Below are 26,414 nucleotides of genomic sequence, written 5' to 3'. Positions count from 1 at the left end.
TCGATCTCTTGTGTTTTTTTTGTGGGGGTAATTCGAATAGTTATATATTTAGTGTGCGAAGATTATTGGTAATCAAGGACCAAGTTGATGTATCTATCAAACCCTATTGGTATGCCGCACTCAGATAAAGTAACATAAATGCGAGACAGAGTGTCACTTTGCCTGAATATGAAGTCACCCACTGAGAAACGATACAGTTCAATACTCCTGTCGTATCCTGCATCATAGGCATCTTTGCACCAAGCATCTATCGCTGTATTGGAAAGTGTAAATGGTGGCGGCAGTTTCTGAAATTCTTTGCAATAAAATTCTAAGACTTGCCTGTAGTGATTCCTCGCTTTAAAAGCTCGCTCGTTATAGGTGATTAAGTTTTGTAGCTCGCCGTTGCTAACTCCGTAGTCCTCCGCGACATTAGAAATCCAATTGGTCGAAATTCTTGTAGTGTTAAGAATCCATTCACGAGAAGGCAGCTTTGTTCTTAAACCAGATTTTCCCTGGCGTACAAATGATCGAAGGTCTTGGTAAAGATAGTCAAGGTCTGAAAACGAATTAAGGCCGCGTGCAGCTTTATCTGAACCATAAAGATTTAGTTGAAGATGCAGGGATATGTAGACTCTTCTTATGGCGCTGTATATCTGTATGCACTCAAAACCTACGACGTCGTTATTACTAAGTGCAGATGCGCTTGATTTTAATTTTTGGTATTGAGAAGCAAGGAATTCTTTCGTTATCATGTGCTTGTTAGGCTGGGGGCACTGGGCATGATAAGAGTGGCAAAATAACAATTTCGCCTCTTGATAGATAGTCCAGGCTAAATCAGAGCCTGTTTCGAACATGGCAGTTAACTGTTTTTTTGATAGTATTTCTACCTCGTTCTCAATGTCTATTCCAAGGTTCTCTTTAACTCGGCAAATCAAGTGAATAGGGTCTAAATCAGATACTACCAATAAATCCAGGTCAGAGAATTCGTCTTGCTCACCTCGCGCGGCGGAGCCATATAAATAAATGGCTTCTACGTCTTTGCCATACATCATAAATTGATTGGTAACTTTATCGAGGTTAATCATGGAGGCGCGCTATTTCGCTGTCGAATTTGCTACTAGTGAAGTATTCAGTTCGTTCAAAAACTTTGTGTAAAAGCGATCGATCGACAAGCTTGTTTTCAAGCAAAAAACAAAGGACGAAAAGAGAGCGCAACTGGATATAGGGTTTTATTGAGCCTGATGTTATGTTGGTGTTGAGCTCGTTATACCCTCGAAGCAATGCCTGAATATTTTCTCTAACTTCAAATTCTTTGGCGATGAGGTTGTACGCCATAACACCTAAGTCAAAGTTACGATTTGCTAGTTTAGAATCTTCAAGATCTATAAAGTATATAACTCCATTTACATATTTTGCGTTCCCTAACCATGCATCACCATGTGAGAGGACTGCGCAATCACTCGAGGCTTGTGCTTGTATGGAGTAGCAGTTTTCTAGAAGTTTTGATGCTAAGGGTTTAGGAATGTCAGAATGTTTTTCTATTAAACTCCTGAGTCTATAGCATTCGCTTTCGATGGAAAAAATACGAGAGGTGTATTGTAAGAAAAAAGATGTTGGTGTCTTGTGAATTTCCGCTAACGCTTTAGAAAATAGAAATATATCTCTAGGGTCGCTAGTTAAAGGTCGCCCACCAATATCAGTATACAGAACGGCCAGCCTGTCTTCGTTTGCTAGCGTTAGCTTAATATACGCGTCGCCATTAATAGCTTTTATAGGAGTGGCCACACCAATGCCGCTCGCAGATAGCCTATTTATAACGTTTATTTCAAAAGATACGTCGGTTGTATCTCTTGATGCGGAAAATACTTTTAAATAATATTTAGTATTTTTGCATTCGACTCTCAATGTGTAATTCATACCTTTTACAAGCAGTTCTACATTCGTAATGCTCGTCGAAAAATTGAAATTGGCATTTAGTATTTTTTTTATCTCCCTAATGACTTGTGCATTGTAGGGCGTTGAGCTAGACATGGCCGTACTCCCGAACGATGCCTTCTATTGAAAGTAAAAAAACAAGTTGATCCATTGAGGAAGAGGTCTTTTTTTCAAAAAAATTAAATAGGAAATTGGAAAGCGCATCTGCATTTACCAAGCCCAATTCGATAAGGGCTAACTCTTTGCATTCAAGTTTTATTTGTTTTTCGTTTTTTAGAATGTAGTTCAGCATGGCTGATGTGAAGTTCTCCTTTCTGTAACCTTCTGGAAATAAATCAAAATCTAATTGTTTCTGCAGAAAAGACTTTAATACTTGTTTTTTGAAACTGTCACGACTATTTAGCCTTTTGCAGGGCGCGACAATGCTTGGCATAGTAAATGGCTGAAGTGGCCACAAACCCAACCTAGTAATTTCTCGAGTTTGCACTCCAAAGCCGTTATAAACTGTCCGAGCCATCAAGCCTGGAGGTGCAAAAAAAACAGAATCGATTGAGGCTGCCAAGTTAGCTCGCGTACTCAAATAGTTTGGCAGCGAGCGGTCAAAATTACTATTTAGTCCCATCTGTCCTCGCTGAACGTAAAATAACTCATCTCCCCCTTGCCCGTTTATGATTGAATCGTACCCTCTGGACTTAGCCTCAGACCACAGCCTTTTAAAACCTTTGAGATAAAATTCGTCTCTGTAATGTGGTTTCTGTCTTTCTAAAAGTGGGATTAACGGGGGGAATGCATCAATATGGATTGAATAGTCTTTGAAACCTAATGCTTCGATTAGCTGACTTCGCCTCTGTATTTGATGAGTGCCGAGCTCATCACTAATTAATAGCCCTAAAGAAAAATTATCACCGCTGTATTTAGAAGAGAAATAGGCAGCTATCGCAGAGTCTATACCGCCACTTATTTCCGTAGCGCTGCGCAACCCTAGGCGTGATGTATGATTAAAATAGGAATGCAGCCTTTTGATGAGTTCAATTTCCGGAAGCTCCTGCTCTAGGTCCGCCTCATAGTCTACTTGAGCCGGGTAGTGAAAGTCTAAACCGTTGGGGCTATATATAAGTGAAGACCGCTCAGTTAGCAGTTGGACACCTTCAAAAATAGTCTCGACGCTGTAGGGGGTTAGCAATGACAATCGGTGCGCTATGATTAAAAAGTTTGGCACGCGGGGAGCTCTGGATAAAAGCTTTTCTACGTCCCATGAAATACATAGTGTATCGTCGTACTTTTCAAAATAAACTGGTAAGCTTGGTGCTCGCCCTGCGTATACGCTTATGCCTCCCGCGATATCACCTATGACGCCTTCAATAACATAAAAATTTTCAAAGCAACGCACGACATTTGCTCTAGCGTTTTCGATTTCTTGATAGGTTGTGCTGATTCCGCCCTTCAGTATAGGTATTTGAGTTGGCTTTTTAAACGTCGACTCCTCGCCCGAATATGTGGACACATCATAGACTAGCAATAGCCAGCTATCTTTTGTGTGCAAAAAATCCCAGTGCACGGCTCCGTGTGTAACAATATTAATGTAGCCACTACTCCAAGCTAGCCGGTCTTTACAAGCTGTGGGAGTATGCGAGATTCCGCTAGATGAAATTCCATTTCAAACACTTGTCTATCTCCGTTTGAACTTCGCTTTAGCCAGAGCCCACAGAGTGCGTTACAGAACACTCTGTGGGTACTCACTGTGATTTACATGTAATGAAAACTCCCAGAATCACCGGAACCGTCCGCTTTTGGGCTCGGACCGCCACCGCCTGGTCCTACAGGTCCGTCTACATTGAGCGAACGCTCTGCCTGCTTGATATGTGTACGTAAAATTTTAATTGTAGGGTTCAGGTTTTGGGATTTTGAGAGTTTGCGCATCAGCTTATTCATATTAATACCTCGAAATAACGAAGGGTTAAAAATAACAATGCTGATCATCAGCGCTGATAATCTCCAATATTTTTTCTGTGGCTGTCAAATGTCATTACAAAAATTCACGAAATATTAAAGTGAATGTAAATTTACTGACACGAACCGGAAAGAATACTTAAACAATGGATCATGCTTAAAATTATCATAAAGGGTTCGTGTTATGCAGTTTTTAACTAAACGCAAATTAATTGTCGATGTGCTTATTCGACCTCATGGCGCAGTGATGATGGGCGCTTTCTTTTTAATATTTTTTGCTGCTTTAGTAGGGATGGCGCAGCCTTTCATTATTCGAGATTTAGTAGACGTGGCCTTACCGCAAGGTGACTTCTCATACACATCGAAATTAGCATTGGGGCTAGTAGCTGTAGCTGCTTGCGTGAATGCCGTCAACGTGTTTCAAGCATCGCTTTTTAATAAAATAGGTCAGTCGATAGCTTCAAAATTAAGAGTTCAGCTATTCAATAGTTTTATGCACTACCCATTGGAGTACTTCGCTAACAGCAATGCGGGCGCATTACAGTCTAAAATAATTAATGATGTCTCTGCTTTTCAGAGTTTTTTTACTCTCTCTAGTGCATCTGTAGCATCGTACGTGGCCCTGACAATCTCAAATGTTATTGCTCTTGGAATGCTCGACATAAGGCTGCTGCTTATCTCTGTTGTTATCGTGCCTTTGGCTGCTTATGTGAACATAACAATAGGCGAAAAAAAGAAAAATCTGGCAAAGCAAAAATTTGAAAATTTGGAAGATTTAGGTGGCTGCATAAATCAATTTCTTTCGGAGTCAGGAATTTCTGTTGTTAAGACTTTCGGTCGTGATCAGTATGCAGAGGAGGCATTTGAAAGGCGATCAAATGAACTCTCTCGTGTTGAGTTAAAAGGCACATTAGCTGGGCGATGGCAATTGTCCCTGATCAACTTTCTCTTTGCCTGCTCGCCGGCTCTCACCTATTGGTTTGCAGGAGCCATAGAAGTCCAAGCCAGCGGGAAAATAAGTATTGGAACGATCGTTGCGGCAACAGGTTTGCAATATGCATTGTTTGGACCATTTATAGGTTTTTTGAAAATAATTATTGAATTTAAAAGTTCAAGCTCAATTTTGGAAAGAATAGTAAGTTCCATAAATTCAAGCTATGTAAATTCGAATGTTGGACAGCGCTCAGCTCAAACCATTGATCGCTCAAGCGTTGGCTTTATAACTTGTAAAAATGTTTCATTTTCGTATGGAGACCGCAAGTGTTTCATAATTCATGAAACTAGCATTGAAATAAAACTAGGTTCCAAGGTCGCAATCGTTGGCACAAGCGGGTCGGGCAAAAGCACGTTGGCCCATATCCTTTGCGGTCTATACTCGCCCACTGCAGGAGACGTGTTTATTGATGGTAATAATATGAGGGATCTGAATGATAGCAAAAGGTCGGAGCTGGTCGGAATCGTTTCTCAGGATTGCTATTTGTTCAGTGTTTCCATACTCGAGAATTTCAATATGGCTTGTCCTGGCGTGTCTCGTGAAAGTATAGTTGAGAGTTGTAAGGACGCTCGGGTTCACGACTTTATTAGCAGTCTACCCGAGGGCTACGAAACAGTAGTCGGAGACAGAGGGGCGTCACTCTCTGGAGGACAACGACAGAGAATCGCATTGGCACGAATGTTTTTAAAGCGTCCGAACATCATAATACTTGATGAGTCTACCTCAGCCTTAGATTCGGTTTTAGAGCAAGAAATCTTTGAGCTGCTCCGAGTAAAGATGAATGATAGCACAATCATTTTTATTACTCACAGGCTGAGTTCAATAAAAAATGCTGATGAGATTTTACTTATGAGTGATGGAAAAATTGTTTCCAAAGCTAGCCATTTAAAGTTGCTTTATGAGTCTAAGCTATATCAAGAATTATTCAAATCTCAATCAAGCATTTAATCGAATTCTTATTAGAGTGTGAATTGCCCGGCGGAAAAAGAGGATGGCCCTTTACTAGGCCGACTTCTGACTTTGCGGACATCAACTCAGCTAGAGAAACTGAGTTACTGTTATTATATATCGTCTGTCGCTAGCTGCGCATCACCTGGAGTTGGTGAGGCGCATTGGTTCAAATCCGTTCGTCCAAGTGATCAACTTGTCAGCCGTGGAATGGATGATGGGCTGCTGTTCTTGAGTCCACTGCATGGGCAGCTCCTAAAGGTATTTTTTGAAGCTTGAGGCGGTGATGTAAACGGACACACCCAACAGCAGGGCGCAGGGCAACAGAATCAAAAGCGGGCTGATGCTGATGGGGATGGCCAGGTAGACCGTCCAGAGCACGATCGTCAGCGGAATGATCGTCCCCCGGGCTTTGTGATACAGGTAACTTGACTCGCGGCCGGATCCGAATTTTCGTAGATCACGCCGCACCAGGCCATCGACCAAGCCAGTGAACGCCGCCAGTGCGAACAGTGGAATCGTCAACGCCAGAATGACCATTCGCACACAGAAGGTCAGCACTGTGTATAAAGCGGCTAAGCCATAGTCCTGAAATTTGATCATCGCCCGACCGAGTTCGTAGCGAAGGTTCAAGGTTCCCGTTTGTTGTGGTGATGTTGAGCGAGCGTACTGTGTCAGTGCATTTATGTTGTGCTGCATGCCGGTTTTCACCATCAGCCAGTCATAGACCGTTTGTGCCAGCCAGGTTGCCGTACGCCCCGGTTCTTTGATGACAACGCTGTGCAGCAGATCCTGGGACAGCCAACCCAGTTCGTGTTGGAACATCTGCTGAGCATGTTTCCAGCCGGCATCCGGCCAGAACGTGTACATGCACAGCCATTCAACGACGATGGCGCCGAGCAAGGAGCCGAACATCACTCCCAAGAAATGAAAAGTCGCAGTATCCACAAGCCTGCCGAGTCGCGGGCTTTGGCAGTGTAAGGATGCGGCTTTCGCGTCCTCAAGAACGAAGAAGGCTCTATGAATAGCATCTATCTTGAAGCAATTGAGGAATTTGAAGCCCTGACTGGCACACCCTACCGCGATGAGCTTTATACAATTCCAGCATCTGTTCCGGCTGAACTGCTCGACGTCATCAGCAAAGCTAAGATCAGTCAGGCTAACGCTCAGCAAATGAGCATTACCCATCAGATGCAGCAGTTCAAAAAGGGCAGCGTCGTCATGCTGCCAGACGATAAGAAGCACTTGGTGAGTGAGTTTGAAGCGTGCGGGGTACAAATAGAAATCTGGAGTGCTGCACGCTCAGGTCGTAAAAATAAGTAGGAAAGTCATGGATGACTGAATACCTATGAAGCAAACCAAACTGGAATCCTACAAAGGGCTTTTGGATTGCGCCCAGATCGCAGAAGGAATCAATGCGTCAAACGCCAATGCCCGCCGATTGGCGACTGATGCCCAGACCCTGTTGGACGCGGGAAGCTATGCTACCGCTGCATCCCTTCTGCTCTTGCCATCGAAGAATCTGGAAAAGCTTCCATCCTCAGAGCTATCGTCTTAACGGTAGATGACAAAGCATTGAAGTTGGAGTGGAGAAGGTAACGATCCCACACAAGCAAGAACTGTCACTGGATTTTCGCTGATCTAGTAGCAAAGGGTGCGAAGCACCTTAGTGATCTACGTCCAATCTACGATGATGCCTCCGATCATCCGAATGTATTGGATCAAGTAAAGCAGCTGGGCTTCTACACCGATTGCCTAGGTGCGGGAGCTCATTGGTCAGTCCCCGCCGATGTCATCGACGTAGAACTTGCCACTGCTCTGGTGAACTCCGCCAAACTTTTCAGTCAACGGTCGCCAGTAACCGAGCGCGAAATCCAGCTATGGGTTGAGCACTTGAAACCGGTTTGGAACAAAGACTTCCAGGGAATGAAGCAAGCCTTGGTTAACTGCTACAGTGCCATGCAGGTCGAAGGCTTCCAAGATGAAGGCCACAACAAGATGGAAGAATTCGTTTTAGGTCCAAGGTAAGGCGGAAAAATCCATGAATGATATTTACATCTGTACAAAGTGCCCGACCGTGTTCGAAGCCATCCATCACAGTGGTGGGTTTCCTGGAGGCAAGGATCGTGAGTACATCAATTGTCCTAACTGTGGACACGCGGCGGGCAGTGAAGTCACCAGCGGCCTAATCAACACCCGAGAAATCACCGGCGAGCGAAAGTCTCAGATTCTGGCTAAGCAGCGTTAGGTAGGAAAAGGCACCCCGGAACACAAAGGGGTCGTCGATCAATGCATTTTTTGAGGCGTGGCGTATGCAATGGGAGCTTCCTCCAGCCGGATTTCTCAGTTCTGAAGCAGACGAGCTTGTACCTATCGTCTTGCAAGCCAACGAAAGATTCTTTGCTTTAGCGAAAGACGTGAACCAACTGATGATGGCGATGGCGCAAGAGTCGCTAAACACCGTACACACGAGTTCGATGGCGGATGATGCGGTGCTAGTGCGTCTGCTAATGCGAGCGGCAGGTTTCTACCAAGGGGCACTCCTGATGGCCGAACGAGGCATGTATGTCGAATGCCGCGCTATGGCACGATCTGTCATTGAAGTAAGTCTCGCGGTGGCTGCGATGGGTGGAGACAAGGCCACGTTTATGCAGATGCTTCGGGACGATCACTTGAAGAGCCGTCGTAACCGTTACCTAACCCTGCATACCCACAGCACTGACCCTGGTACGCGGAAAACGCTGCAGACAGCGATAGATCAACTTGAGAAATCACTTAGCATCATGAGTCCCAAAGCGGTAGCCGCGCTGGGGGCTTTGGAGCCCGCGTACTTTACCTACCAGGTGCTCTCTGATGACGCTGGACATGTATCAGCCACATCCCTCGATCATTTCATTGAGCCTCACGAGGGCCGAAAGTATTGGAACTACAAAGTCGGTGCAGGTGGGCCTGACGAGATCGCAGCGTCACTCTATTACTGTCTTTATGGAGCCATTCCTGTTGCAGTTGGGGTTGCAGAGTTACTCAAGCTGGAGCAGTTCGCGGGCCAAATTAATGAGGTGGTGGACCGATTCGATAAAGTCCCCCACCCACTTGAAAAAACGCACAGCGCGGCTATTCGAAGCCAACGCCTTGACCGTCGAAGTAAATAGGAAATCGCTTACACACGGCAGAAAGCGTTGGACGAATTGTTGCCGCAGATTCGAACGGGCAAACGGCTTCGCACCACCTTCAATGATTATCCCGAGCGGCAAGATGGGGACGCGCAGATTTGCAACCTTCCGAAGCTGCTGGATGCTTGCAATTCATAGGAAAATCATGCTCAAAGCATTCGCCTGCTGCCTGCTGCCTGCTCCCCGCCGCCGTCCTAGCAGCTGGACCAGTTTTGGCTTCGCCGGATAAGGTGAGGCTGGATTGTGCCTCTATCTATGAGTACTTGGATCGCATGGGTCGCCTTAGCCTTAACATGCCGCTTCACGGACCTGGCGCTGACATCCTGAATACTTACCGAGACCGACTCTGTTACCTGGGAGAAGACGTGTCCCAAGCGGCTGCCGGCCAAGGCTTGACGATGACATCCGGCATTCATCCCCTGAGCAACGTTGCGCTGATCGCCGCAAACAAGCTGCGCCCTGACGACGGAGATACAGAAGCTGCGATTGTTCTGATCCAGGCAGAAGGAGATGCTATCCAAAGGCTTGTCATGGTATCGACTGCGATGGACCCTGAGCTTAAGGTCGAGGACTTCCATATCGGCGGATACGACGAGCTGCGCAATCTGGCGTATATAGAGGCGCATACTGGCGCCAACTCGTCCTCGATCTTTACTCTCGATATGGTAGCCCTTCTACAGGGCGAGACGCCAAGGGCAAAGTTTTTCGCATACGGTCGAGTGGTTTACGTCGATGGCCATTACTTCGGGACGAGCTGGAGCGGTCCTGGCGACGTGGTCGTCTCACGTACCAAGATCGTAGAAGGAGAGGGACGGGTCGAGTACTTCTTAAAACTGGGCAAAGACGGCAAGGAGATTTGCGAGGTAAGCCCGGAATCTCGCCGCGACTGCATGAGGTAAGGGCGCCACGATGGGCAACGGAAAATAGCGGCTAGCGCGCCCATATGCTTGCTGGCTGCTGTCATCCAGGGCGACAAGCCACCCCGTCTACCACCAGCTCCACCAACAACGGAAAATTGGCTGCATCGCCCATAGCTTGGTGGCAGATGCCACCCGTTGAACGTTTGGGCCCTAACAAAGGAGAGAACCATGGAATTCAAGCTTACTTATAGAACACGTCGCTGGTCAGCAAACACGTCACTCCGAGTCAAAAAGACCGACACTGGCTGGCACATTTCACATCAGGCGATTAATGGTGAAACTGATTACGAAGGCGCACCCATTCTAGAAATGAATCTCAACCAGGATAACGTAAAGTTTCCCGAAGGAGTGGGCACGTTTCTAGGCTTCGTCTGGAGGCAGTTAGACAGTGACGACATCGACGAGGAGCGAGCCCAGCAAATGATTCAGGAAATCGGCGACTGGATCACAGCGTGTGAAACATCGCAGCCGTTATGGAAGGTTTGGAACAGCTAGGAAATCGCACCAGGTACACCCAAGCCCAGCCATCCGCTGGGCTGGAAAATCCATTCCGCAACCGAAATAAAGCCTCCCGATTCAAGAGGGCTCCAGCCACGTGTACATCTTTGCGATGCGGAATAGATTTTTTGATAACTTATTGATAAATAATTGGAAATTTGTGGATTGCAAATCCGCCTACGCCGGTTCGATTCCGACCTCGGCCTCCACTCTTAGAAACCCCGTAGATTAACGTCTACGGGGTTTTTTATTGCCTTAAAATTGACTGCGCTCAGCCTTGTCATCCGGATCAATGACCACAAAGCACATAGTGTTTGCCGGTAGGTCGGGCATCGTTGGGCGTACTGCCATCGAGCGGTTTCGCGAGCGACAGCCCCGTATGCCCTTGCAGCTGGCGACCGGCCTGAGCGTGGTGCTTTCGCTGTCAGCCGTGCTGGGCCTCAATAGCGGTTTTCCGTTTTCCGCCGGGTCGTATAAGCCCCAGCTACTTGCGAACGCCGAGGCGTATCTGGATGAATTGCGCCGCGCGGGCGCGGTTATTCACGAATGCATCGGGTAAACGTCACCTGATGACAACGCGAGGCAACTTTCAAAGTAAAAAAGGAACGGCTCTATTCAACTAAATAGATCCGTTCCTTTATCAGTCATGGAAGCAAGTGACGCGATTTACACCGACGCTGCACTATAAAAAGACTGACAGCGAGAGCCGATTTGATCACGCCATTGTTGTTGGCGTGACAGTTATCCCCCAAACGGCCCGCTCTTTATCTGCTCGCCTTTTTTCGCGCAAGAGGGCGGGTTGGACATGCCGAAGGTCAAGATATTGCCGCCGTTGATAATGCAGTTGAATTGCTTGTTATCGTTGGTTTTCAGCAATACGTAGGTATTGGTGCCCTGGGTTTGACGATTGACAATAGTCAGGTCCGCAGGGGCGTAGCCCAGTGCGCCGGCGCTTTGCGATTTCACGTCATCATCGCTCAACATGTTGGTCTTGCCTGCGAGCGCATTGCAGCCGCCCAACAATGCCACAGTGATGACCAGTGCAAATAACTTGTGCAGTGACATGTTCCTTATCCTTTTGCCTATAACACGTGAATTAAGCGCTTATGCGGTTCAGCTATCGTCAATTAACAGCGCAAGTGATAAACCTGCGCTGCTGTTTCGCGATGGCTGTTAACAAGCGTCAATTATAAAATGTTACAAAAAGTTCCAGAGAGAAATCTCTTGCCTCTCAGTCTCCATTGCTTGTCTGTGTGTCTCGCCGGTGACCCCCGCACTGTCATCGCCTGCGAACCCTCGCAGTTGAACCTGTAAGAAAATGTAACCGTTCGTCGGAACCCACGCACTATCAAAGGGATACAGAGGTCGATCTACAGAACAAATAAGACAGGTAGCTATGCGATCTCTAATTTTGGATATGCCTAACGGGCGCCAGCTCGTAGAAGAACTGGACCTGGCAACGGAGCAGATGATGGCGACGCCCGTTGAGCAAATTGGCGGTGAACAATGGCAGGCGGCATTTGCCAGGCAGCAACGGGCGTTCAGGCTGTGGAGCGATTATCTGCATTGCAAGGCTGACGGCAGGGGGCTGGACTGTCCTCGTAAGGTTGCTTAGGCGTTTGACTGTCAGTTACAAGAAGGGCATGCCTTGCTCTGCAGACGGGCGGGCCTGGCACCACGCATCCTTGGAGTAGCGAGCCCATGTCAAATGCCGCCAGCATGTTTACGCGACAGTTCTTTCACGGCACTCGGGCTGACCTCGAGCCGGGAGACATGATCCGCGTTGGTTATCCGTCCAATTTCACCGAAGGGCGTGCGCTGTCCTGGGTCTATTTTGCGGGCACGTTGGACGCCGCTATCTGGGGGGCCGAACTGGCACTTGGCGATGAGCGCGAACGCATTTATGTCGTAGAGCCCACGGGCCCGATCGTGGACGATCCCAACGTCACGGATAAGAAGTTTCCCGGCAATCCGACGCTGTCCTATCGCTCCCGCGATCCACTGCGGGTCGTCGCCGAAGTGACCCAGTGGCAAGGGCATTCGCCAGAGCGGTTGCAGCAAATGAAGGACAATCTTGCCCGTTTAAGGGCCGAGGGCGGCGATGTCATCCTCGACTGATGGACCGGTACCTGCGCGTTGAATAGCGACTAAGCCTGGGCCTCGGACCTGGTGATACGCTGCGCTTTGACCTCATCTGCATACAGGCCAATTTTCCCCTGCTGGGCTCTCAGCAACGTGCATATTTTCATCAACGCCACCGCTTCGTCCGGCGTCCTGCCAGTGCCGGCCATGGCCGTCAGTTCAACCACTGACCAGCCGATAACAGCCGCCGCATCTTCAAGGTCATAAAACAGTTCTTGCTGCGCAGTCCTGAGCCCATCGAGCCCCTGCATCAATTCTTCCATCTGATACCTACCTGACGTTGCTAGAAGTCCAATCCATTCACCCCATCCCTCTTTCAGCCAGGTCTGGGGATTACCAAATACCTCATGAAATCCCGTGCGTCCTGCCCTCACTTGCCCCCGGTGACGTCAAGAAACGTGCCGGTAATGAACGACGCTTCATCGCTCGCCAGCCACAGGATAGCCCGTGCAACTTCTTCGGGTTGTCCGCCGCGGCCCATGGGGATTGAGTCCTTGACCCGATCCACCCGACCCGGCTCTCCGCCACTGGCGTGCATGTCGGTGTAGATATGGCCGGGGCGGATGCAGTTGACGCGGATGCCGTCTCGCGCAACTTCTTTGGCGAAGCCGGTGGTGAACGTCTCCAGGGCGCCTTTTGAGGCAGCGTAGTCGATATATTCGTTCGGACTGCCAAGCCGGGCCGCGCCCGAGGATACGTTGATTACAACGCCGCCGCGGCCGTTATGGCGATGGGACATGCGTGTGACCGCTTGTTGCGCACACAGCATCGGGCCGATGGCATTGACCGCGAAGATGCGCTGCATGCGTGCAAAGTCGAGGTCTTCGAGGCGCGATTGTGGTCCGAGTATGCCCGCGTTGTTGACCAGCACATCGATACGGCCGAACTCGCGGTCAATCGCGGCGAATAAAGCCGCGACCTGCTCCGGCTCTGCGCTATCGGCGCGGACCGCCAGCGCTCGCCGTCCGGCGGCTTTCACGTCATTCGCCACGACCAGGGCGGCGGCCTGGTCGGACACGTAGCTGATCGCGACATCGTAGCCGCGCGCGGCGGCCAGTCGCGCGGTGGCCGCACCGACGCCGCGGCTGCCGCCGGTAATCAGGATGACAGGGGCCTGGGGAAGGGTGCTCATAACGCTTAAACCTCACTGTGCAACAGCAATGGACGGCCTCAGCCGATAAGTACAGTGCCGAGCGCGATCACCGCGCAGGCCAGAAACTTGCGCAGCGTGAATGCCTCGCCGAGAAACCAATAACCGATCAGCGCGGCAAACAACACGCTGGTCTCGCGCAATGCAGACACCGCGCCCATGGGCGCAGTGGACATGGCGTAGATGATGATCCCGTAGGCCAGCAGCGAGACCAGTCCGCCGCCCAAAGCCGTCGCGACACCGGGCCGCCAGCTGAACAAACTGCGCGTCCCGCGTAAACCGATATACACCAGAGGCATCAACACGCCCCACAACGCGCACATCCACACGGTATACGCCAGAGGCGCGCCAGACAGCCGTGCGCCAATGCCGTCGGTCACGCTGTAAGCCGCAATAAAAACCCCAGTGCCCAATGCGTACGGCAGGCTGGGAACGGCAAGCCTGCGTTTATTGAACGCCAGGGAAATGATGCCGCCAGACACCAGCGCAATGCCCAGCAGCGCAGCGCCGGTGACTGCTTCCCCGACAAAAACCGCAGCGCTGAGGGCGATCAGAATAGGCGAGGAACCGCGGGAAATCGGATAGGTTTGCCCCAGGTCGCCAACCTTGTAGCTGCGTACCAGAAACAGGTTATAGCCCACATGCAGTACCGCCGACAGCCCGGCGTAGCACCAACTGGCCCGGGCGGGCGGCGCCAGGAACGGCGCGATGAGCACGCTGGCAGTGGCCACCGCCAGGCACATCACCGTCATCGCCCACAACCTGTCGGCGCCGCCACGCAGCAGCGCGTTCCAGCTGGCGTGCAGGAGGGCGGCGAACAGAATGAGCAAAACGATATGAAAAGGCATGCGCCATCCTAAGCAACGGCGCGCCTGCACTAAAGCGAAGTCCCCTCATCCTGGCATGAGCAAACGTTCATGTTTTAGCGGTAACTCAGTTGAGCCTGCTGTGACGCTTCCATCAGCCAGTGACGAAAACTGACGACGTGGGGCTGCGATTCGATGCCTTTTGGGCAGACAAAATAGTAGGCCACCGGGGAGTCGAACGGCACATCAAACAGCCTGACCAAACTGCCGTCGCGGATCTGCGCTTCGACATGCCCGCTGCGCGCAAGCGCGACGCCCTGGCCCAGCAGCGCAGCCTCGATGGTCATGTTGGTGTCTGCAAACCGCACACTTTCCTTGAGCGCCGCGATGCCCGTGCCGACATGCTGGAACCAGGCCTCCCACTTCGGCACCAGGTCTGCGCCGTCGCGCGTCAGCAATGGGTAACGCAATAACTGCGCAGGCGTTTGTGGCAGGCCAAAGCGGTGCAGGAGATCGGGGCTGGCCACGGGGAAAATCTGTTCCCTGAGCAAAAACTCCGAATGCAGACCCGGATAATTGCCATTGCCCAGGCGGATCGCCACGTCAGATTCACTGCTGGAAAAGGTGATGGCTTTGTCGCTGGTCTCCAGCGTGATCAGAATTTCCGGGTGCTGCTGCGACAAACTCGGCAACCTGGGAAGCAGCCATTTGAGCGCAAAGGAGTAAGTGGTACTGACCTTGAGGCGCACCCGGCCTTTGTGCTCCCGAAGGTCAGACAGGGTGGCTTGCAGGTTCATGAAAAACTCACGCACGATCGGCGCTAGCGCGGCGCCGGCGGGTGTCAATGTCAGCGACTTGCCGCGCTGAAAAAGCTCCAAACCCCAAATCGCTTCGAGGTGTTTTAACTGATGGCTGACAGCACTTTGGGTGACATGCAATTCCTGCGAAGCCGAGGTGAAGGTGGCATGCCGTGTGGCAACCTCAAAGGCGCGCAAGGTGGCGGTGGGCGGTAAGTCTCTCATCGGATGCAAGCCGGTGGCCATGAATGAAGGCTCATGGTAGTTGATTTGCCGCCAATCGCCCGCTCACCGTGTCCATCCCAGCCCCAGCGCCTTGTGCAGCGACGCAAAATCCTTCAGTAGCTCTGCGTCCGCGGAGATCCGGCTTTCTTGTGCCTGATAGCGCGTGCGCTCCGCATCCAGCCAATCCAGCGTACTCGCGGTACCTGCACGGTAACGCTGACGCGTCAGGTCGGCTGCACGCACTGCGGAAGATTCCACCGTGCGCAACAGCAGCACGTTCTGGCGCTGGTGCCCATAACGCGCCAACGCCACGTCGGCATCGCGCAAGGCACTCAACACCACGCTTTTATAGTTGGCCAGGGCCTCGTCACGTCCAGCCTCTGCCCCTTTGACGCTGGCGGCAACACGGCCGAAATCCAGCGCGTTCCAGGTGATCCGAGGCAGGATCAACCAGGTGCCGTTGTCCTTGCGTGCAAGGTGACCAGGGTCACCGGCCGAGAACGACAGGTCGCCCATCAAGCTCAGTTTGGGAAACCAGTCTGCGGTCTTCTCGCCAATCTGGGCATTGCTCGATGCCAGTTTGCGTTCGGCGATGCGGATGTCCGGGCGGGCCTTCAAGAGTGCGGCCGGGTCGGCGACCGGCACCGCCTCCGGGATAGCGGGCAGGGGCTGCGCGGTGGCCAGTTGGCTGTCCAGCTCGCCGGGTTCCAGGCCGCAGAGCAGGCCAAGCTGGTCGAGCGATTCGACGATGGCGGCTTGCAGCGGCAGGCGTTGCGCCTGGGTGTTTTGGGCCTGTGTCAGTACCTGCTCCAGTTGCAGTTGCGAGGCCACGCCGCGTTCGCGCCGTTGCTGGGTGAGGTCCAGGGCCTGGTTTTCGATGCCGACGCTGGCGTCGACCAATGCCAGGCGTGCTTGCTGGTCGCGCAGGTCGGTGTAGGCCTGCACTATTTCGGCAGCCAATTGCACTTGGGCGTCAGCCAACTGGGCTTGGGAGGCGTCGGCCTCGGCCTGGGCGGCTTCGACTGCACGGCGTGTGCCGCCAAACAGGTCGGCCTCCCAGCTGGCATCGAAACCGGCGAGGTACAGGCTCAACGGACCGCGGCCACCGCCATTGCTGCCACCCAGCGCGGAGGTGTCCGGGGAGCGCAGTTTGAGCATCGCGGCATCCCCGGTGACCTTGGGCATCGCGTTGGCTTGCGCGCCGCTGAGGCTTGCGCGGGACTGCTTGAGGCGCGCCTGGGCCGTGGCAATGTCCGGGCTGTTTTGCAGGGCTTGCTCCACCAGCTGGTTCAATTGCGCGTCGCCCAGGGTTCGCCACCACTGCGCGACACCGGGAGTGCTTGCCGATGCGCTGTCAGCGTGCGGCAGGTGCCCGGCCGCCAGGGTTTTTGGCGCGACGTCGGGGGCACCGTGGTAGTCCGGGCCGACGGTGCAAGCCGACAACAGGCCGACAGTCAGCAAGAGGGGAAGGGTGCGAGGAATCATCGTTGTACCGTGCGCTTTTTCAGGATGAAGATCAGGGGCAGGCACGCCAGCATCGCGAGTCCCAGTACATAAAACGAGTCGTTGTAGGCCATCACCGAGGCTTGTTGCGCAATGTCATTGGCCAGTTGTGCGAACGCCTGCAACTGCGCCGTCGACCCATCGCCGGTTTGCGCGAGGTAGCTGGCGGTGTGGCTGGCCATGTGGTCTTGCGCCAACTGGCTGTTGGCCTGGATGCCTTCGCGCAGCCTGTCGTCATGAAAATGGCTGCGCCGGTCCATCAGCACGCCGAGCAAGGCCAGGCCGATGGTGCCGCCCAGGTTGCGCGACATGTTGTAAAGCCCGGCGGCGTCCCCGGCGTCACGGGTCTCGACCGAACGCATCGACAGTTGGCTGAGCGGCATCATCACCAGAATCTGCCCAAAACCACGCAATAGCTGCGACCAGACAAAGTCGTGCCCGACACTCTTGGTGGTGAGTTGGGTGTCGACAAAGCAGCTGGCCCAATACAGCAACAGGCCGGCACCGACCATCCAGCGCAGGTCATAACGGCCGAGCATGCGCGGCAAAATGGGCATCAGCAAAAACGCCGGTATGCCCGACAGCAACATGATCGCGCCGGACTGCTGCGCGTTGTAGCCCGAGAGGATGCCCAGGAACTGCGGCACCAGATACGCCGTGCCATAAATCCCGGCGCCCACGGCGGTACCGATCAACAGCACGCTGCCAAAGCTTTTGTTCAGCACCAGCTGCAGTCGCACGATCGGCGTACTCGAGCGCAACTGCCCCACAGCAATCAGGAAAAAGCCGATCACCGTGGCGATGCTCAGCCACGTGATCAGCAGCGAGTCGAACCAATGCTCACGCTGGCCTTCTTCCAGTACCACCGTCAGCGAACTCAGGCCCATGGCCAGGCCGAGGATGCCCAACCAGTCGGCACTGATGAAGCGTTGCAGGTTCATGCGCTCGCTTGGCAGACCGGTGATCAGCAGGGTGATCAGGGCGATGCTGATGGGCAGATTGAGAAAGAAGCACCAGCGCCAGTTGATGTTTTCCGTGAGCCAGCCGCCGATGACCGGGCCGAGCAAGGGGCCGAGGATCACGGTCATGCCAAACATCGTGGTGCCGATGGCCAGCTGGTGCGGCGGCAGGCGCGTACGCACGATGGTTTGCGCGGTGGGAATCATCGCGCCGCCGGCGAACCCCTGGCCGATGCGCCCGGCGATCATGGCGCCGAGGCTTGAGGACAGGCCACAGAACATCGAAAACGCAGTAAACATCAACGCCGTGCCGATCAGGAACCGGCGCAGGCCGAACACCCGGGTCAGCCAGGCGGCGAGGGGGATCATGACGATTTCCGACATCAGATAGCCCGTGGCGATCCACGTGCCTTCGGTGCCGGTCGCGCCGATTTGCCCCTGAATCTGCGGCAGCGCCGAGTTGGTGATCGACACGTCCAGCGTCGCCAACAGGGCGCCGAGTGCGCCGGCAGCCACGGCGATCCAGTCGGTCAGCGAGGCGTTGCGCGGTTTTTCTGCGGCCTCGGCCATCAGCGCTTCAGCCATGATTGGCGTCCGCGGCATGGGTGCGGGTGTCGACGTCAACGGTTGCCGACAGGCCAGGCATCAACGCCGCGCGCACCTCATCGGGTATGTCCAGCGAGATGCGCACCGGTACGCGTTGCACGATTTTGGTGAAGTTGCCGGTGGCATTCGACGGCGGCAGCAGCGCGAACTGCGCGCCGGTGCCCGGAGACAGGCTGTCGATATGGCCTTGCAGATCACGCCCTGGCAGCGCGTCCACGTGCACGCTGACGGATTGGCCGGGGCGCATGTCGCCGATCTGGGTTTCCTTGTAGTTGGCGGTCAGGTAAATCGCGCTGATCGGCACCACTGTCAGCAAGCGAGTGCCGGGCTGCACATATTGACCGACACGTACGCCGCGGTCGGCCACGCGCCCGTCCAGCGGGCTGCGAATCACTGCGTCATCCACGTCCAGTTGGCTTTGCGCCTCGCTGGCCTTGGCCACGCCGAGTTGCGCCTGGGCTTGTTTGAGCTGCGCTTCAAGCGTGCCATAGCGGGTCTGACTGGAGCGCAAGGCAGCCTGTTTGGCCGCCACGGTGCTGCGGGCCTGGGCCAACTGGTTATTCAACTGCGCCAGGCGCTCTTCGGGCTCGGCACCTGAACGCGCCAGCGGGGCGTAGCGCGCGACTTCGGTCTGTGCGTGTTTTGCATCGGCCTCGGCGCCTTGCAACTGCGCGCGGGCTTCGGCGATGGCCGAGTCCTGCTGCACCAGGTCGGCCTGGGCCTTGGCGTAGTCGGCCGTGCGCGCGGCGATTGTTGCCGAGGCTTCATCGCTGACGGCCTGGTATTTGCGCGCATCCAGGCGCACCAGCACATCGCCGCGCTTTACGTCCTGGTTGTCGCTGACCAGCACTTGGGCCACGTAGCCATTGATTTTGGGCGCCACACTGATGCTGTCGGCTTGCAGGTAGGCGTCGTCGGTGGTCTGGATGAAACGTCCGGTGAGCCACCACCAGGCAGCCCAACCCACAGCACCCACAAGTGCGACGGTGGCGATGGTCAGCAGTATCCGTCGAGCCTTGCCGCGTTGACGGTTGACGGTGTCTTCAGGAATGACCTGAGGCGAGGGAGGTGCAGCGGACATCGGGTCACTCCAGATTTATAACAGATGGAATAAATTCTATTTTTCGCGAATTTTTGTCAACTGGTATATTTTGGTCCGGTATTCGAAAGGAGCTGCACATGGCACGACATAAACCTGCCGCCGAGGGTGGTTATCAGCGTGGTGAAGAAACCCGCGCGCGTATTGTCGACGCGGCGGTCGTGGTCTTTGGCGAGCGCGGCTACGACGGCGCGTCGACCCGCGACATCGCCACGGCCGCGGGCGTCAACGCGCCGGCGATTCAGTACTATTTTGACGGCAAGGAAGGCATCTATCTGGAGTGTGTCGAGCACTTGATCACACTGCTGTGGCGCAAGATGGCGCCGTGCGTGGAGGCCGCCGAATGCGCGTTGGCTGATCAGGCCTCGGACGATAAAACCCTGATCGACGTGTCGCTGGGCATCCTCGGTACGGTGGTTTCCACCATCCAGGACAGCCCGCAAACCACCGCCTGGCGTGCGTTTCTTGACCGCCACCAGGCCGGCCTGTGTCCAGAAAGCGCGACAACCGCCTTTGAGGATCGCTTCAAGGCGCGCATTGGCCGGGTTATACGCCAACTGATCGCGCGCCTGGCCGGTTTTGCGGTGGAGGACGAGCGCACCGTGATTCACTCGATGGCACTGTTCACCCAGGGCCTGGCATTCCGGGTGCAAAAACCCAAGCTGCTTGAGGCGTTGAAGTGGGCCGAGGTCAACCAGAAGGAAATGGAACTGGTGCGCGACGTGGTGCTGATGCAGGCCCGGTTTACCCTCGAAGGCCTGGTCAAGCAACGCGGCGTGATCGCTACGTGATGTGATGTTCAATCCCAGACGAGGACGCAACGATGTCGCTCTATACCATTACCATTCCCTGCTTCGCCCAGATGCTGAACTCGCTCAAAGGCCTGCTCGCCAAAGGTGACGCTCACGCTGCAGCGCTGGCTTTCGAACCGCAAGTTCTTCTCGATTCACGCCTGGCACCCGACATGCACCCCCTGGCGACTCAGGTTCGCTACGCCTGCACCCAGGCGCGCGAGGCGGTCGACCGGCTAAGCGGGCAGCCGCTGTCGACGCTGCAGGCACCGACTTCGATGGCTGAGGCGCTCGCACTGATCGACCAAACGCTGGCAGTGCTCGCCGGCGCTGATCGCAGCGTGATTGAGCGTCGGGCGGATGAATCCATCGCCATCGAACTCCCCGGTGGTATCGCCTTCCAGATGACCGGCAACGAATACGCCGTCAATTGGGCCACGCCGCAGTTCTATTTTCACCTGATGACCGCCTACAACATCCTGCGCCATAACGGCGTGCCGCTGGGCAAAGCGGACTATGTGCCGCACATGTTTGCGTATGTGCGTCAGGGCTGAACGCAGCACTAAGGGCGGCGGCGATTGGGGTTCTGCGCAGTGTCGACACGTGCTGTACGAGTGGTCTGCCGCCGCGTTTTTTTGCGGATGACCTGTGCCCAGATGCTGCGAAAATCGGCCAGCCGTTGTGAAATGTTGTGAAGCATGGGGAATGGCCCTTTGCCCATGCTAACGTCCGCATCGGGGTATCGTCAGCACGACGATTTCATTCGTTCCATTGAGGGAGCAGCGCCGATGTCTACTACCGTAACGCCCGCGTCTGGCGGGTCGAACACGCCAAAGTCCTCGCCGTCGTCTTTCGACGACAAGTTGAACATTGCCAAGTCCAGCAAGGTCGTTGCCGATTACATGCGCCAGACGGGCAAGTCGGCCATCACCAAGCAGGAGCTGTCGCAACTGGCCAGCAATGCCTCAGGCAAGGTGCCAGCGAACGTTTCCGACGCTGCCAAGTACATGGAAAAACACCCGGATGTATTCACCGCCATCGAAACCCACGACGTGGCCGGCGCCGACAACCTGTCCGGCGTGTGGAACTTCGACTGGGCAGCCAATGGCGGGCTGAAGGGCACGGCGACCGATGCCATCGCCACCATGCAGGACACGTTTGACATGGCCATCGCCAAGTCTGCGCAGATCACTGAAATTTCCACCGCTAAAAAAGCCGAACTGGACTCGACCAAGCAACGGCCGCAGAACTGAGACCGCAGGTTGTCAGCCACGCCCAAAACGGTTCCCGGCGCGTCAGTGGGGACCGTTTTCTGCCTGACCGGCGGTCAGTCTCACTCAATACCCGCAACTCAATCACGGCGCTGTGGCGACACTCATCGCTTGGCCTTGTGTGATGCGTTCAGCGCAGATTCAAGCAACGTGAGCAACTATACCGGTCAGTGAAAGCACTCCACTCGCCACTGCCGGAGAAACCTTGATGCTTGTGATCGTCGGCGTACTTGCCAGCGTGGCCGTGTGGGTCTGGTGGACCTATCCCCCGCGAGTTTCTCGACAACGCCAAAGTGTATTCCTCGATCCGCCCCCAGCTGTACGGGGCAGCCAGGGCCGCAACCGATTACTGTCGCAGGCATACCACCGCCGTCTGGATGCCGCGCCATGTTCATGTCTACCAGCCTGCTCTCAGCCTTCGTGCTGTTTGCCTTCGTGTCCTCGATCACACCCGGCCCCAACAACACGATGCTGCTGGCCTCGGGCGTGAACTTCGGGTTTCGCCGGTCGATGCCCCACGCGTTGGGAATCAGCATCGGCTTTATGCTGTTGGTGATTTCGGTGGGGCTCGGTCTGGGCGAAGTGTTCAAGGTATTTCCGTGGGCCTACACCCTGTTGCGGTATGTGGGCGCGGCTTACTTGTTGTACCTGGCGTGGAAGATTGCAACCTCTGGCGGTATGCCCGAGAGCGACAACGAACACAGCAAACCCATGACCTTCCTCGGGGCGGCGGCGTTTCAATGGGTCAATCCCAAGGCGTGGATCATGGCGTTGGGGGCGATCACCACCTACACGCCGGCCGAGGGCTATGTGACCAACGTGCTGGTGATTGCCCTGGTGTTTGCGGTGGTCAACTTGCCCAGCGTGTGTGTCTGGGTGGTTTGCGGCACTGGCCTGCGCACTGTGCTGCGTGAACCGCGTTGGTTGCGTCTGTTCAACGTGTCGATGGCCGGGCTGCTGGTGGTGTCGCTGTACCCGATGCTCTTTGCGAGTTGATAAAGTTCGAGACGGTGACGCACTCACACGGGCGAGATGGTCGCCAGCAAGCCGATGCCGATGGTCAACACCAAAAAGCCGAACAGGAAAAGTGCCATCTTGGTCATAAGGCCTCCGAAGGGAAGGGAGCGACAGGAATGTCGGGTTGGCGCCATTGTCCGCCTCGAGGCGTTTTCGATACAGACGCAGATAGTAAAGAAAAAACCGTATCAGATGGCCCCGCAACTGCCCGGCAGCTGGCCTGGAAGGCGGGCGGGTTTCTAAAGATCAGGCACGCGGCTGGCGTTCAACAGCGCCGCCGGGGCAACCGCACGCCCAGGCACCACGCCTGGGGAATGCCGAGGGACAGCGCCTGCATTTGCCCCTAAGATAGCGCCCACTGCATCAACAATAAGCGTGGGCCAACCCTCGATGGAAAGACGCCAATTCAGCGGTGGCATGCAAGGCAAGAACCTGCGCTACCTGAATGACTCCCCCCAGCAGCGGCCGCCGGTTACCCGTGTGGGCTTCCTGCTGCTCGAACACTTCTCCCTGCCCGCATTCACCCAGACCCTCGACACGCTGATCACCGCCAACCTGCTGCGTCCCGAACTGTTTGCCACCCGTACGTTTGGTTGTGGCGACGGCGAGGTGATCAGCGACCTGGGCCTGGTGATCCGTCCCGATGCGCGCCTGGACGTGTCGGCGTTGTCGCAGTTGGACTTGTTGGTGGTGTGCGGCGGCTTTCGTACCGAACTCAAGGCCGATGACGAATTCAGCCAGCTGTTACGCAGCGCCGCCGAACTGGCTGTCGCCCTTGCCGGGTTGTGGAACGGCGCCTGGTTTCTCGGCCGCGCCGGCCTGCTGCAGGGCTATCGCTGCGCCATCCACCCGGAACATCGCCCGGCGCTGGCGGAGGTCTCCAAGGCCGCCCAAGTGACCAGCGAGCCCTATGTGATCGACCGGGACCGCCTGACGGCATCCAGCCCCTCAGGCGCGTTTCACATGGCCCTGGACTGGATCAAGGGTCTGCACGGCAAGGCGCTGGTCGAGGGCATTGAAGACATTCTGGCGTTCGAGGAGTCGCGTTACCGACGCATCAAACCCACGGAAAATGTCTGCGTCAGTGCGCCGCTGCGTGAAGTGGTAAAGCTGATGGACGCCAACCTTGAAGAACCGCTGGAACTCGACCAGTTGGCCGTCTACGCCGGTCGTTCACGCCGTCAGCTGGAGCGGCTGTTCAAGGAACAACTGGGCACCACGCCGCAGCGCTATTACATGGAACTGCGGGTCACCGAGGCGCGGCGCTTGTTGCAGCACACCGAACTGTCCCAAGTGGACGTACTGGTGGCGTGCGGTTTTGTCTCGCCGAGCCATTTCAGCAAATGTTACAGCGCGTATTTCGGCTATCGCCCCTCCAAGGAGAAGCGGCTGGTCAAGTAGTCTGCGCGCGTTGAATTTCTATCTGGACGACGTTTTATCAAGGAGTACCGATGCCTATAACACTGTCAGACCGCTACCGGGGCAGCCTGCTTGGGCTGGCCTGTGGCGACGCGGTCGGCACCACGGTTGAGTTCATGCCCCGTGGCACATTTGCCGCCGTGACGGACATGGTCGGAGGCGGGCCGTTCAGCCTGAAGCCTGGCCAGTGGACGGACGACACATCGATGGCCCTGTGCCTGGCCGAAAGCCTGCTGAGCAAGGGCGGCTTTGATGCGAAGGATCAGATGGGCCGTTACCTGAACTGGTGGCAATGGGGCTATTTGAGTGCCACGGGAGACTGCTTTGATATCGGCATGACCGTGCGCGAGGCCTTGGCGGCTTTCCAGCAGCATGGCGACCCATTTGCCGGTTCTACACACCCGTATTCGGCCGGCAATGGCTCGATGATGCGCCTCGCGCCTGTGGTGTTGTTCTTTTTCCCGAACCTGCAACGTGTGCGCGCATTTGCCATCGACAGTTCACGCACAACCCACGCGGCTCCAGAGGCCATCGAGTGTTGTGTGGTGCTCGCGCAGGCGCTTTGCAAGGCCTTGAGCGGCATGCCCAAAGACGAGGTGTTGCGCGTCTCGGACGGTGCGCTGACGGCGCCCAAAGTGCTGGCTATCGCCGCCGGCGAATACCGTAACAAGGCGCGTGGCGAGATTGCCGGTTCCGGCTATTCGGTTGCCTCGCTGGAAGCCGCGTTCTGGTGCTTCTACCACACCGACAGCTTTGCCGATGCCGTGCTCGCCGCTGCAAACCTGGGTGACGATGCGGACACCACGGCCGCCATCGTGGGCCAGTTGGCGGGCGCCTACTATGGCGTCCAAGGCATTCCCGCAGGCTGGCTGGAAAAATTATGGATGCGCGAAGAGATTCAACAGATGGCGGATGCCTTATCAGACGCCTCCAGGGCAGGCCACTGAGGCCCGCACCCGGGAGCGTTGCTCAGAATCGCCCCAGTCGATAGGGCGCAAGCGTGGGCAGCCCGGACAGCGAGGGGTGTGCGGCGGCCAGTTGCGCGACGATCTCCGCCGTCACCGCTGCCTGCGTCAAGCCCAAATGCTGGTGCCCAAAGGCAAGCAACACCTTGCCGTCGCACAGCCGATCAATGATCGGCAATGAGTCGGGCAGGGAAGGGCGAAACCCCATCCAGGCGGTCGCGTCCTGCGCGTTCAGGTCCTGACGGAACAGCCCTTGGCTCAGTCGGTGCAATTGCCAGGCACGCTGCATATTCGCCGGGCGCTCGAGCCCTGCGAATTCGACGGTGCCGGCCAGGCGCAAGCCATCGCTCATGGGCGTCATGATGAACTTGCGCTCAAACGAGGTGACGGCAAACGGCAGGCGGTGCTGCTCCCTTGGCAGCATCAAGTGATAGCCGCGCTCGGTGTCCAACGGCACTGTTTTACCCGTGAGTGCCGCGGTGAGTCTGGCCGAGTGAGCACCGCAGGCGATCAGCACCTGGCGCGCGGTGACGACGCCTTGATCGGTCATCAGCGACACACCGGCGCCATCCACCCGCCCATCCAGCACGCGCTGTTGCACAAACTGCACGCCACTGGCCTGAGCGGCGCTCACCAGTGCGCAGACCACGGTGTACGGGTCAATAAAATGCCCGGTGCCGGGGAAAAACAGGCCGCCTCGGATAGCCTCGCTCAGTTGCGGCGCCACCTGGCGTATCGCCTCGCCTGGCCAGAATTCCACCGCCACGTTCTGCTGCTGCATGCGCAGGCGCAATGCATCGATCGCCTCAGCTGACGCGGCGCGCTCAAACACCAGCAAGGAACCGTCTGGACGCAACAACTGTGGCCGGTCGATGCTCTGCAACAACCGTTGCCACGCCGCCAGGCTGGCTTCATTCAGCGCGCGAATACCTGCGACCGTGCGCCGGTAGCGCGCCGGGCGCAGGTTCAGCAGCAGGCGCGCAAACCAGGGCAGTGCGCGCGGCAGGTATTTCCAGTCCAGGCGCAGCGGGCCCATGGGGTCCATCAGCATCGCCGGCAGGCGCTTGAGGATCGACACGTCGGCAATCGGAAACACCTGTTCGGTCGCCAGGTGCCCGGCATTGCCATAGGAGGCGCCCATACCGGGCTGCTGCGGGTCGATGACCACCACGCGCCGGCCTTGACGCGCCAATTGCAACGCGCAGGCCACGCCGATAATCCCGGCGCCGATGATGACGGTGTCTGCGGTGTTGGAATCGGACAT

Annotated in this window: 28 protein-coding genes; 15 read left to right on the top strand and 13 right to left on the bottom strand. The window is 55.2% G+C overall.

Going from position 1 to position 26,414, the window contains the following annotated elements:
* Nucleotides 1–62: 62 nt before the first annotated feature.
* From AB5I78_RS15330 to AB5I78_RS15320, 3 genes are read right to left on the bottom strand one after another with little or no spacing between them, the layout of a single operon-like run.
* The gene (locus AB5I78_RS15330) at nt 63–1,067 is read right to left on the bottom strand and encodes a nucleotidyltransferase domain-containing protein (RefSeq protein ID WP_369302963.1); all 1,005 of its coding nucleotides are present in this window, start codon (nt 1,065–1,067) and stop codon (nt 63–65) included.
* A complete protein-coding gene (locus AB5I78_RS15325; RefSeq protein ID WP_369302962.1) occupies nt 1,060–2,013 on the bottom strand; it encodes a phosphotransferase in 954 nt (317 codons plus the stop codon). Before AB5I78_RS15325 ends, AB5I78_RS15330 begins: the two co-directional genes overlap by 8 nt.
* Nucleotides 2,006–3,475 carry a hypothetical protein gene (locus AB5I78_RS15320; RefSeq protein WP_370002963.1) on the bottom strand — a complete coding sequence of 490 codons (1,470 nt, stop codon included), beginning with the start codon at nt 3,473–3,475 and terminating at the stop codon, nt 2,006–2,008. Before AB5I78_RS15320 ends, AB5I78_RS15325 begins: the two co-directional genes overlap by 8 nt.
* 576 nt (nt 3,476–4,051) lie before the next feature.
* Here AB5I78_RS15320 and AB5I78_RS15315 point away from each other — a divergent pair.
* Nucleotides 4,052–5,809 (top strand): ABC transporter ATP-binding protein, encoded by a 1,758-nt coding sequence (locus AB5I78_RS15315; protein ID WP_369302960.1) that lies wholly within the window; start codon nt 4,052–4,054, stop codon nt 5,807–5,809.
* Nucleotides 5,810–6,064: 255 nt separating this feature from the next.
* Here AB5I78_RS15315 and AB5I78_RS15310 read toward each other — a convergent pair whose 3' ends face one another.
* Nucleotides 6,065–6,724 (bottom strand): TIGR03747 family integrating conjugative element membrane protein, encoded by a 660-nt coding sequence (locus AB5I78_RS15310; protein WP_370004770.1) that lies wholly within the window; start codon nt 6,722–6,724, stop codon nt 6,065–6,067.
* Between the two features lie 105 nt (nt 6,725–6,829).
* Between AB5I78_RS15310 and AB5I78_RS15305 the strand changes: the two genes are divergently transcribed.
* The 7 genes from AB5I78_RS15305 (at nt 6,830) to AB5I78_RS15275 (ending at nt 10,959) form a co-directional block, all read left to right on the top strand.
* On the top strand, nt 6,830–7,132 hold the full coding sequence (locus AB5I78_RS15305) for a hypothetical protein (protein ID WP_369302958.1): 303 nt from the start codon (nt 6,830–6,832) through the stop codon (nt 7,130–7,132).
* A gap of 25 nt (nt 7,133–7,157) precedes the next feature.
* Complete coding sequence (locus tag AB5I78_RS15300) at nt 7,158–7,367, top strand: AbiV family abortive infection protein (RefSeq protein ID WP_369302957.1); 210 nt, start codon at nt 7,158–7,160, stop codon at nt 7,365–7,367.
* Between the two features lie 71 nt (nt 7,368–7,438).
* Nucleotides 7,439–7,837: an AbiV family abortive infection protein gene (locus AB5I78_RS15295; protein ID WP_369302968.1), complete on the top strand. Its 399-nt coding sequence runs from the start codon at nt 7,439–7,441 to the stop codon at nt 7,835–7,837.
* A gap of 284 nt (nt 7,838–8,121) precedes the next feature.
* Nucleotides 8,122–8,961 (top strand): DUF5677 domain-containing protein, encoded by an 840-nt coding sequence (locus AB5I78_RS15290; protein ID WP_369302956.1) that lies wholly within the window; start codon nt 8,122–8,124, stop codon nt 8,959–8,961.
* A 419-nt stretch (nt 8,962–9,380) separates the two neighbouring features.
* Complete coding sequence (locus AB5I78_RS15285; RefSeq protein ID WP_369302955.1) at nt 9,381–9,881, top strand: hypothetical protein; 501 nt, start codon at nt 9,381–9,383, stop codon at nt 9,879–9,881.
* A gap of 189 nt (nt 9,882–10,070) precedes the next feature.
* Entirely contained in the window at nt 10,071–10,397 is a 327-nt protein-coding gene (locus AB5I78_RS15280; protein ID WP_369302954.1) for a hypothetical protein, read from the top strand.
* 382 nt (nt 10,398–10,779) lie between these two features.
* Nucleotides 10,780–10,959, top strand: coding sequence for a hypothetical protein (locus AB5I78_RS15275; RefSeq protein ID WP_145161005.1), 180 nt, complete (start codon nt 10,780–10,782; stop codon nt 10,957–10,959).
* A gap of 182 nt (nt 10,960–11,141) precedes the next feature.
* On the opposite strand, the gene AB5I78_RS15270 is transcribed toward AB5I78_RS15275, so the two are convergent.
* On the bottom strand, nt 11,142–11,465 hold the full coding sequence (locus tag AB5I78_RS15270; RefSeq protein WP_145161003.1) for a hypothetical protein: 324 nt from the start codon (nt 11,463–11,465) through the stop codon (nt 11,142–11,144).
* Nucleotides 11,466–12,101: 636 nt separating this feature from the next.
* On the opposite strand from AB5I78_RS15270, the gene arr reads away from it, so the two are divergent.
* On the top strand, nt 12,102–12,518 hold the full coding sequence (gene arr / locus AB5I78_RS15265; RefSeq protein WP_369302953.1) for an NAD(+)--rifampin ADP-ribosyltransferase: 417 nt from the start codon (nt 12,102–12,104) through the stop codon (nt 12,516–12,518).
* Between the two features lie 29 nt (nt 12,519–12,547).
* Here the strand turns inward: arr and AB5I78_RS15260 are convergent, their stop codons facing one another.
* From AB5I78_RS15260 to AB5I78_RS15230, 7 genes are all read right to left on the bottom strand, one after another.
* The gene (locus AB5I78_RS15260; protein ID WP_369302952.1) at nt 12,548–12,805 is read right to left on the bottom strand and encodes a hypothetical protein; all 258 of its coding nucleotides are present in this window, start codon (nt 12,803–12,805) and stop codon (nt 12,548–12,550) included.
* 107 nt (nt 12,806–12,912) lie between these two features.
* On the bottom strand, nt 12,913–13,674 hold the full coding sequence (locus tag AB5I78_RS15255) for a glucose 1-dehydrogenase (protein WP_369302951.1): 762 nt from the start codon (nt 13,672–13,674) through the stop codon (nt 12,913–12,915).
* A gap of 38 nt (nt 13,675–13,712) precedes the next feature.
* Entirely contained in the window at nt 13,713–14,540 is an 828-nt protein-coding gene (locus AB5I78_RS15250; protein ID WP_369302950.1) for an EamA family transporter, read from the bottom strand.
* A gap of 74 nt (nt 14,541–14,614) precedes the next feature.
* Complete coding sequence (gcvA, locus tag AB5I78_RS15245; protein WP_145160993.1) at nt 14,615–15,520, bottom strand: transcriptional regulator GcvA; 906 nt, start codon at nt 15,518–15,520, stop codon at nt 14,615–14,617.
* 63 nt (nt 15,521–15,583) lie between these two features.
* Nucleotides 15,584–17,005 (bottom strand): efflux transporter outer membrane subunit, encoded by a 1,422-nt coding sequence (locus AB5I78_RS15240; RefSeq protein ID WP_369302949.1) that lies wholly within the window; start codon nt 17,003–17,005, stop codon nt 15,584–15,586.
* The gene (locus tag AB5I78_RS15235; protein ID WP_369302948.1) at nt 17,002–18,567 is read right to left on the bottom strand and encodes a DHA2 family efflux MFS transporter permease subunit; all 1,566 of its coding nucleotides are present in this window, start codon (nt 18,565–18,567) and stop codon (nt 17,002–17,004) included. The genes AB5I78_RS15240 and AB5I78_RS15235 overlap by 4 nt, the downstream gene beginning before the upstream one ends.
* Nucleotides 18,560–19,669: an HlyD family secretion protein gene (locus AB5I78_RS15230; RefSeq protein ID WP_369302947.1), complete on the bottom strand. Its 1,110-nt coding sequence runs from the start codon at nt 19,667–19,669 to the stop codon at nt 18,560–18,562. The genes AB5I78_RS15235 and AB5I78_RS15230 overlap by 8 nt, the downstream gene beginning before the upstream one ends.
* Before the next feature lie 98 nt (nt 19,670–19,767).
* Between AB5I78_RS15230 and AB5I78_RS15225 the strand changes: the two genes are divergently transcribed.
* The 6 genes from AB5I78_RS15225 to AB5I78_RS15200 all read left to right on the top strand — a co-directional run bounded on the left by AB5I78_RS15225 (nt 19,768) and on the right by AB5I78_RS15200 (nt 25,132).
* A complete protein-coding gene (locus tag AB5I78_RS15225; RefSeq protein ID WP_369302946.1) occupies nt 19,768–20,478 on the top strand; it encodes a CerR family C-terminal domain-containing protein in 711 nt (236 codons plus the stop codon).
* A gap of 32 nt (nt 20,479–20,510) precedes the next feature.
* Nucleotides 20,511–21,032 carry a DUF1993 family protein gene (locus AB5I78_RS15220; protein WP_369302945.1) on the top strand — a complete coding sequence of 174 codons (522 nt, stop codon included), beginning with the start codon at nt 20,511–20,513 and terminating at the stop codon, nt 21,030–21,032.
* 234 nt (nt 21,033–21,266) lie between these two features.
* Nucleotides 21,267–21,731 carry a hypothetical protein gene (locus tag AB5I78_RS15215; RefSeq protein WP_369302970.1) on the top strand — a complete coding sequence of 155 codons (465 nt, stop codon included), beginning with the start codon at nt 21,267–21,269 and terminating at the stop codon, nt 21,729–21,731.
* A 405-nt stretch (nt 21,732–22,136) separates the two neighbouring features.
* The gene (locus AB5I78_RS15210) at nt 22,137–22,745 is read left to right on the top strand and encodes a LysE family translocator (RefSeq protein ID WP_369302944.1); all 609 of its coding nucleotides are present in this window, start codon (nt 22,137–22,139) and stop codon (nt 22,743–22,745) included.
* Nucleotides 22,746–23,183: 438 nt separating this feature from the next.
* Nucleotides 23,184–24,167, top strand: a complete 984-nt coding sequence (locus tag AB5I78_RS15205; protein ID WP_369302967.1) for a GlxA family transcriptional regulator — start codon at nt 23,184–23,186, stop codon at nt 24,165–24,167.
* A 50-nt stretch (nt 24,168–24,217) separates the two neighbouring features.
* Nucleotides 24,218–25,132 carry an ADP-ribosylglycohydrolase family protein gene (locus tag AB5I78_RS15200; protein WP_369302943.1) on the top strand — a complete coding sequence of 305 codons (915 nt, stop codon included), beginning with the start codon at nt 24,218–24,220 and terminating at the stop codon, nt 25,130–25,132.
* A gap of 22 nt (nt 25,133–25,154) precedes the next feature.
* Here the strand turns inward: AB5I78_RS15200 and AB5I78_RS15195 are convergent, their stop codons facing one another.
* The gene (locus AB5I78_RS15195) at nt 25,155–26,414 is read right to left on the bottom strand and encodes an NAD(P)/FAD-dependent oxidoreductase (protein WP_369302942.1); all 1,260 of its coding nucleotides are present in this window, start codon (nt 26,412–26,414) and stop codon (nt 25,155–25,157) included.

The sequence above is a fragment of the Pseudomonas sp. N2-3-1-14 genome (genome assembly GCF_041228395.1).
GTDB lineage: Bacteria > Pseudomonadota > Gammaproteobacteria > Pseudomonadales > Pseudomonadaceae > Aquipseudomonas.
This window is presented reverse-complemented; position numbering and strand designations above follow the sequence as displayed.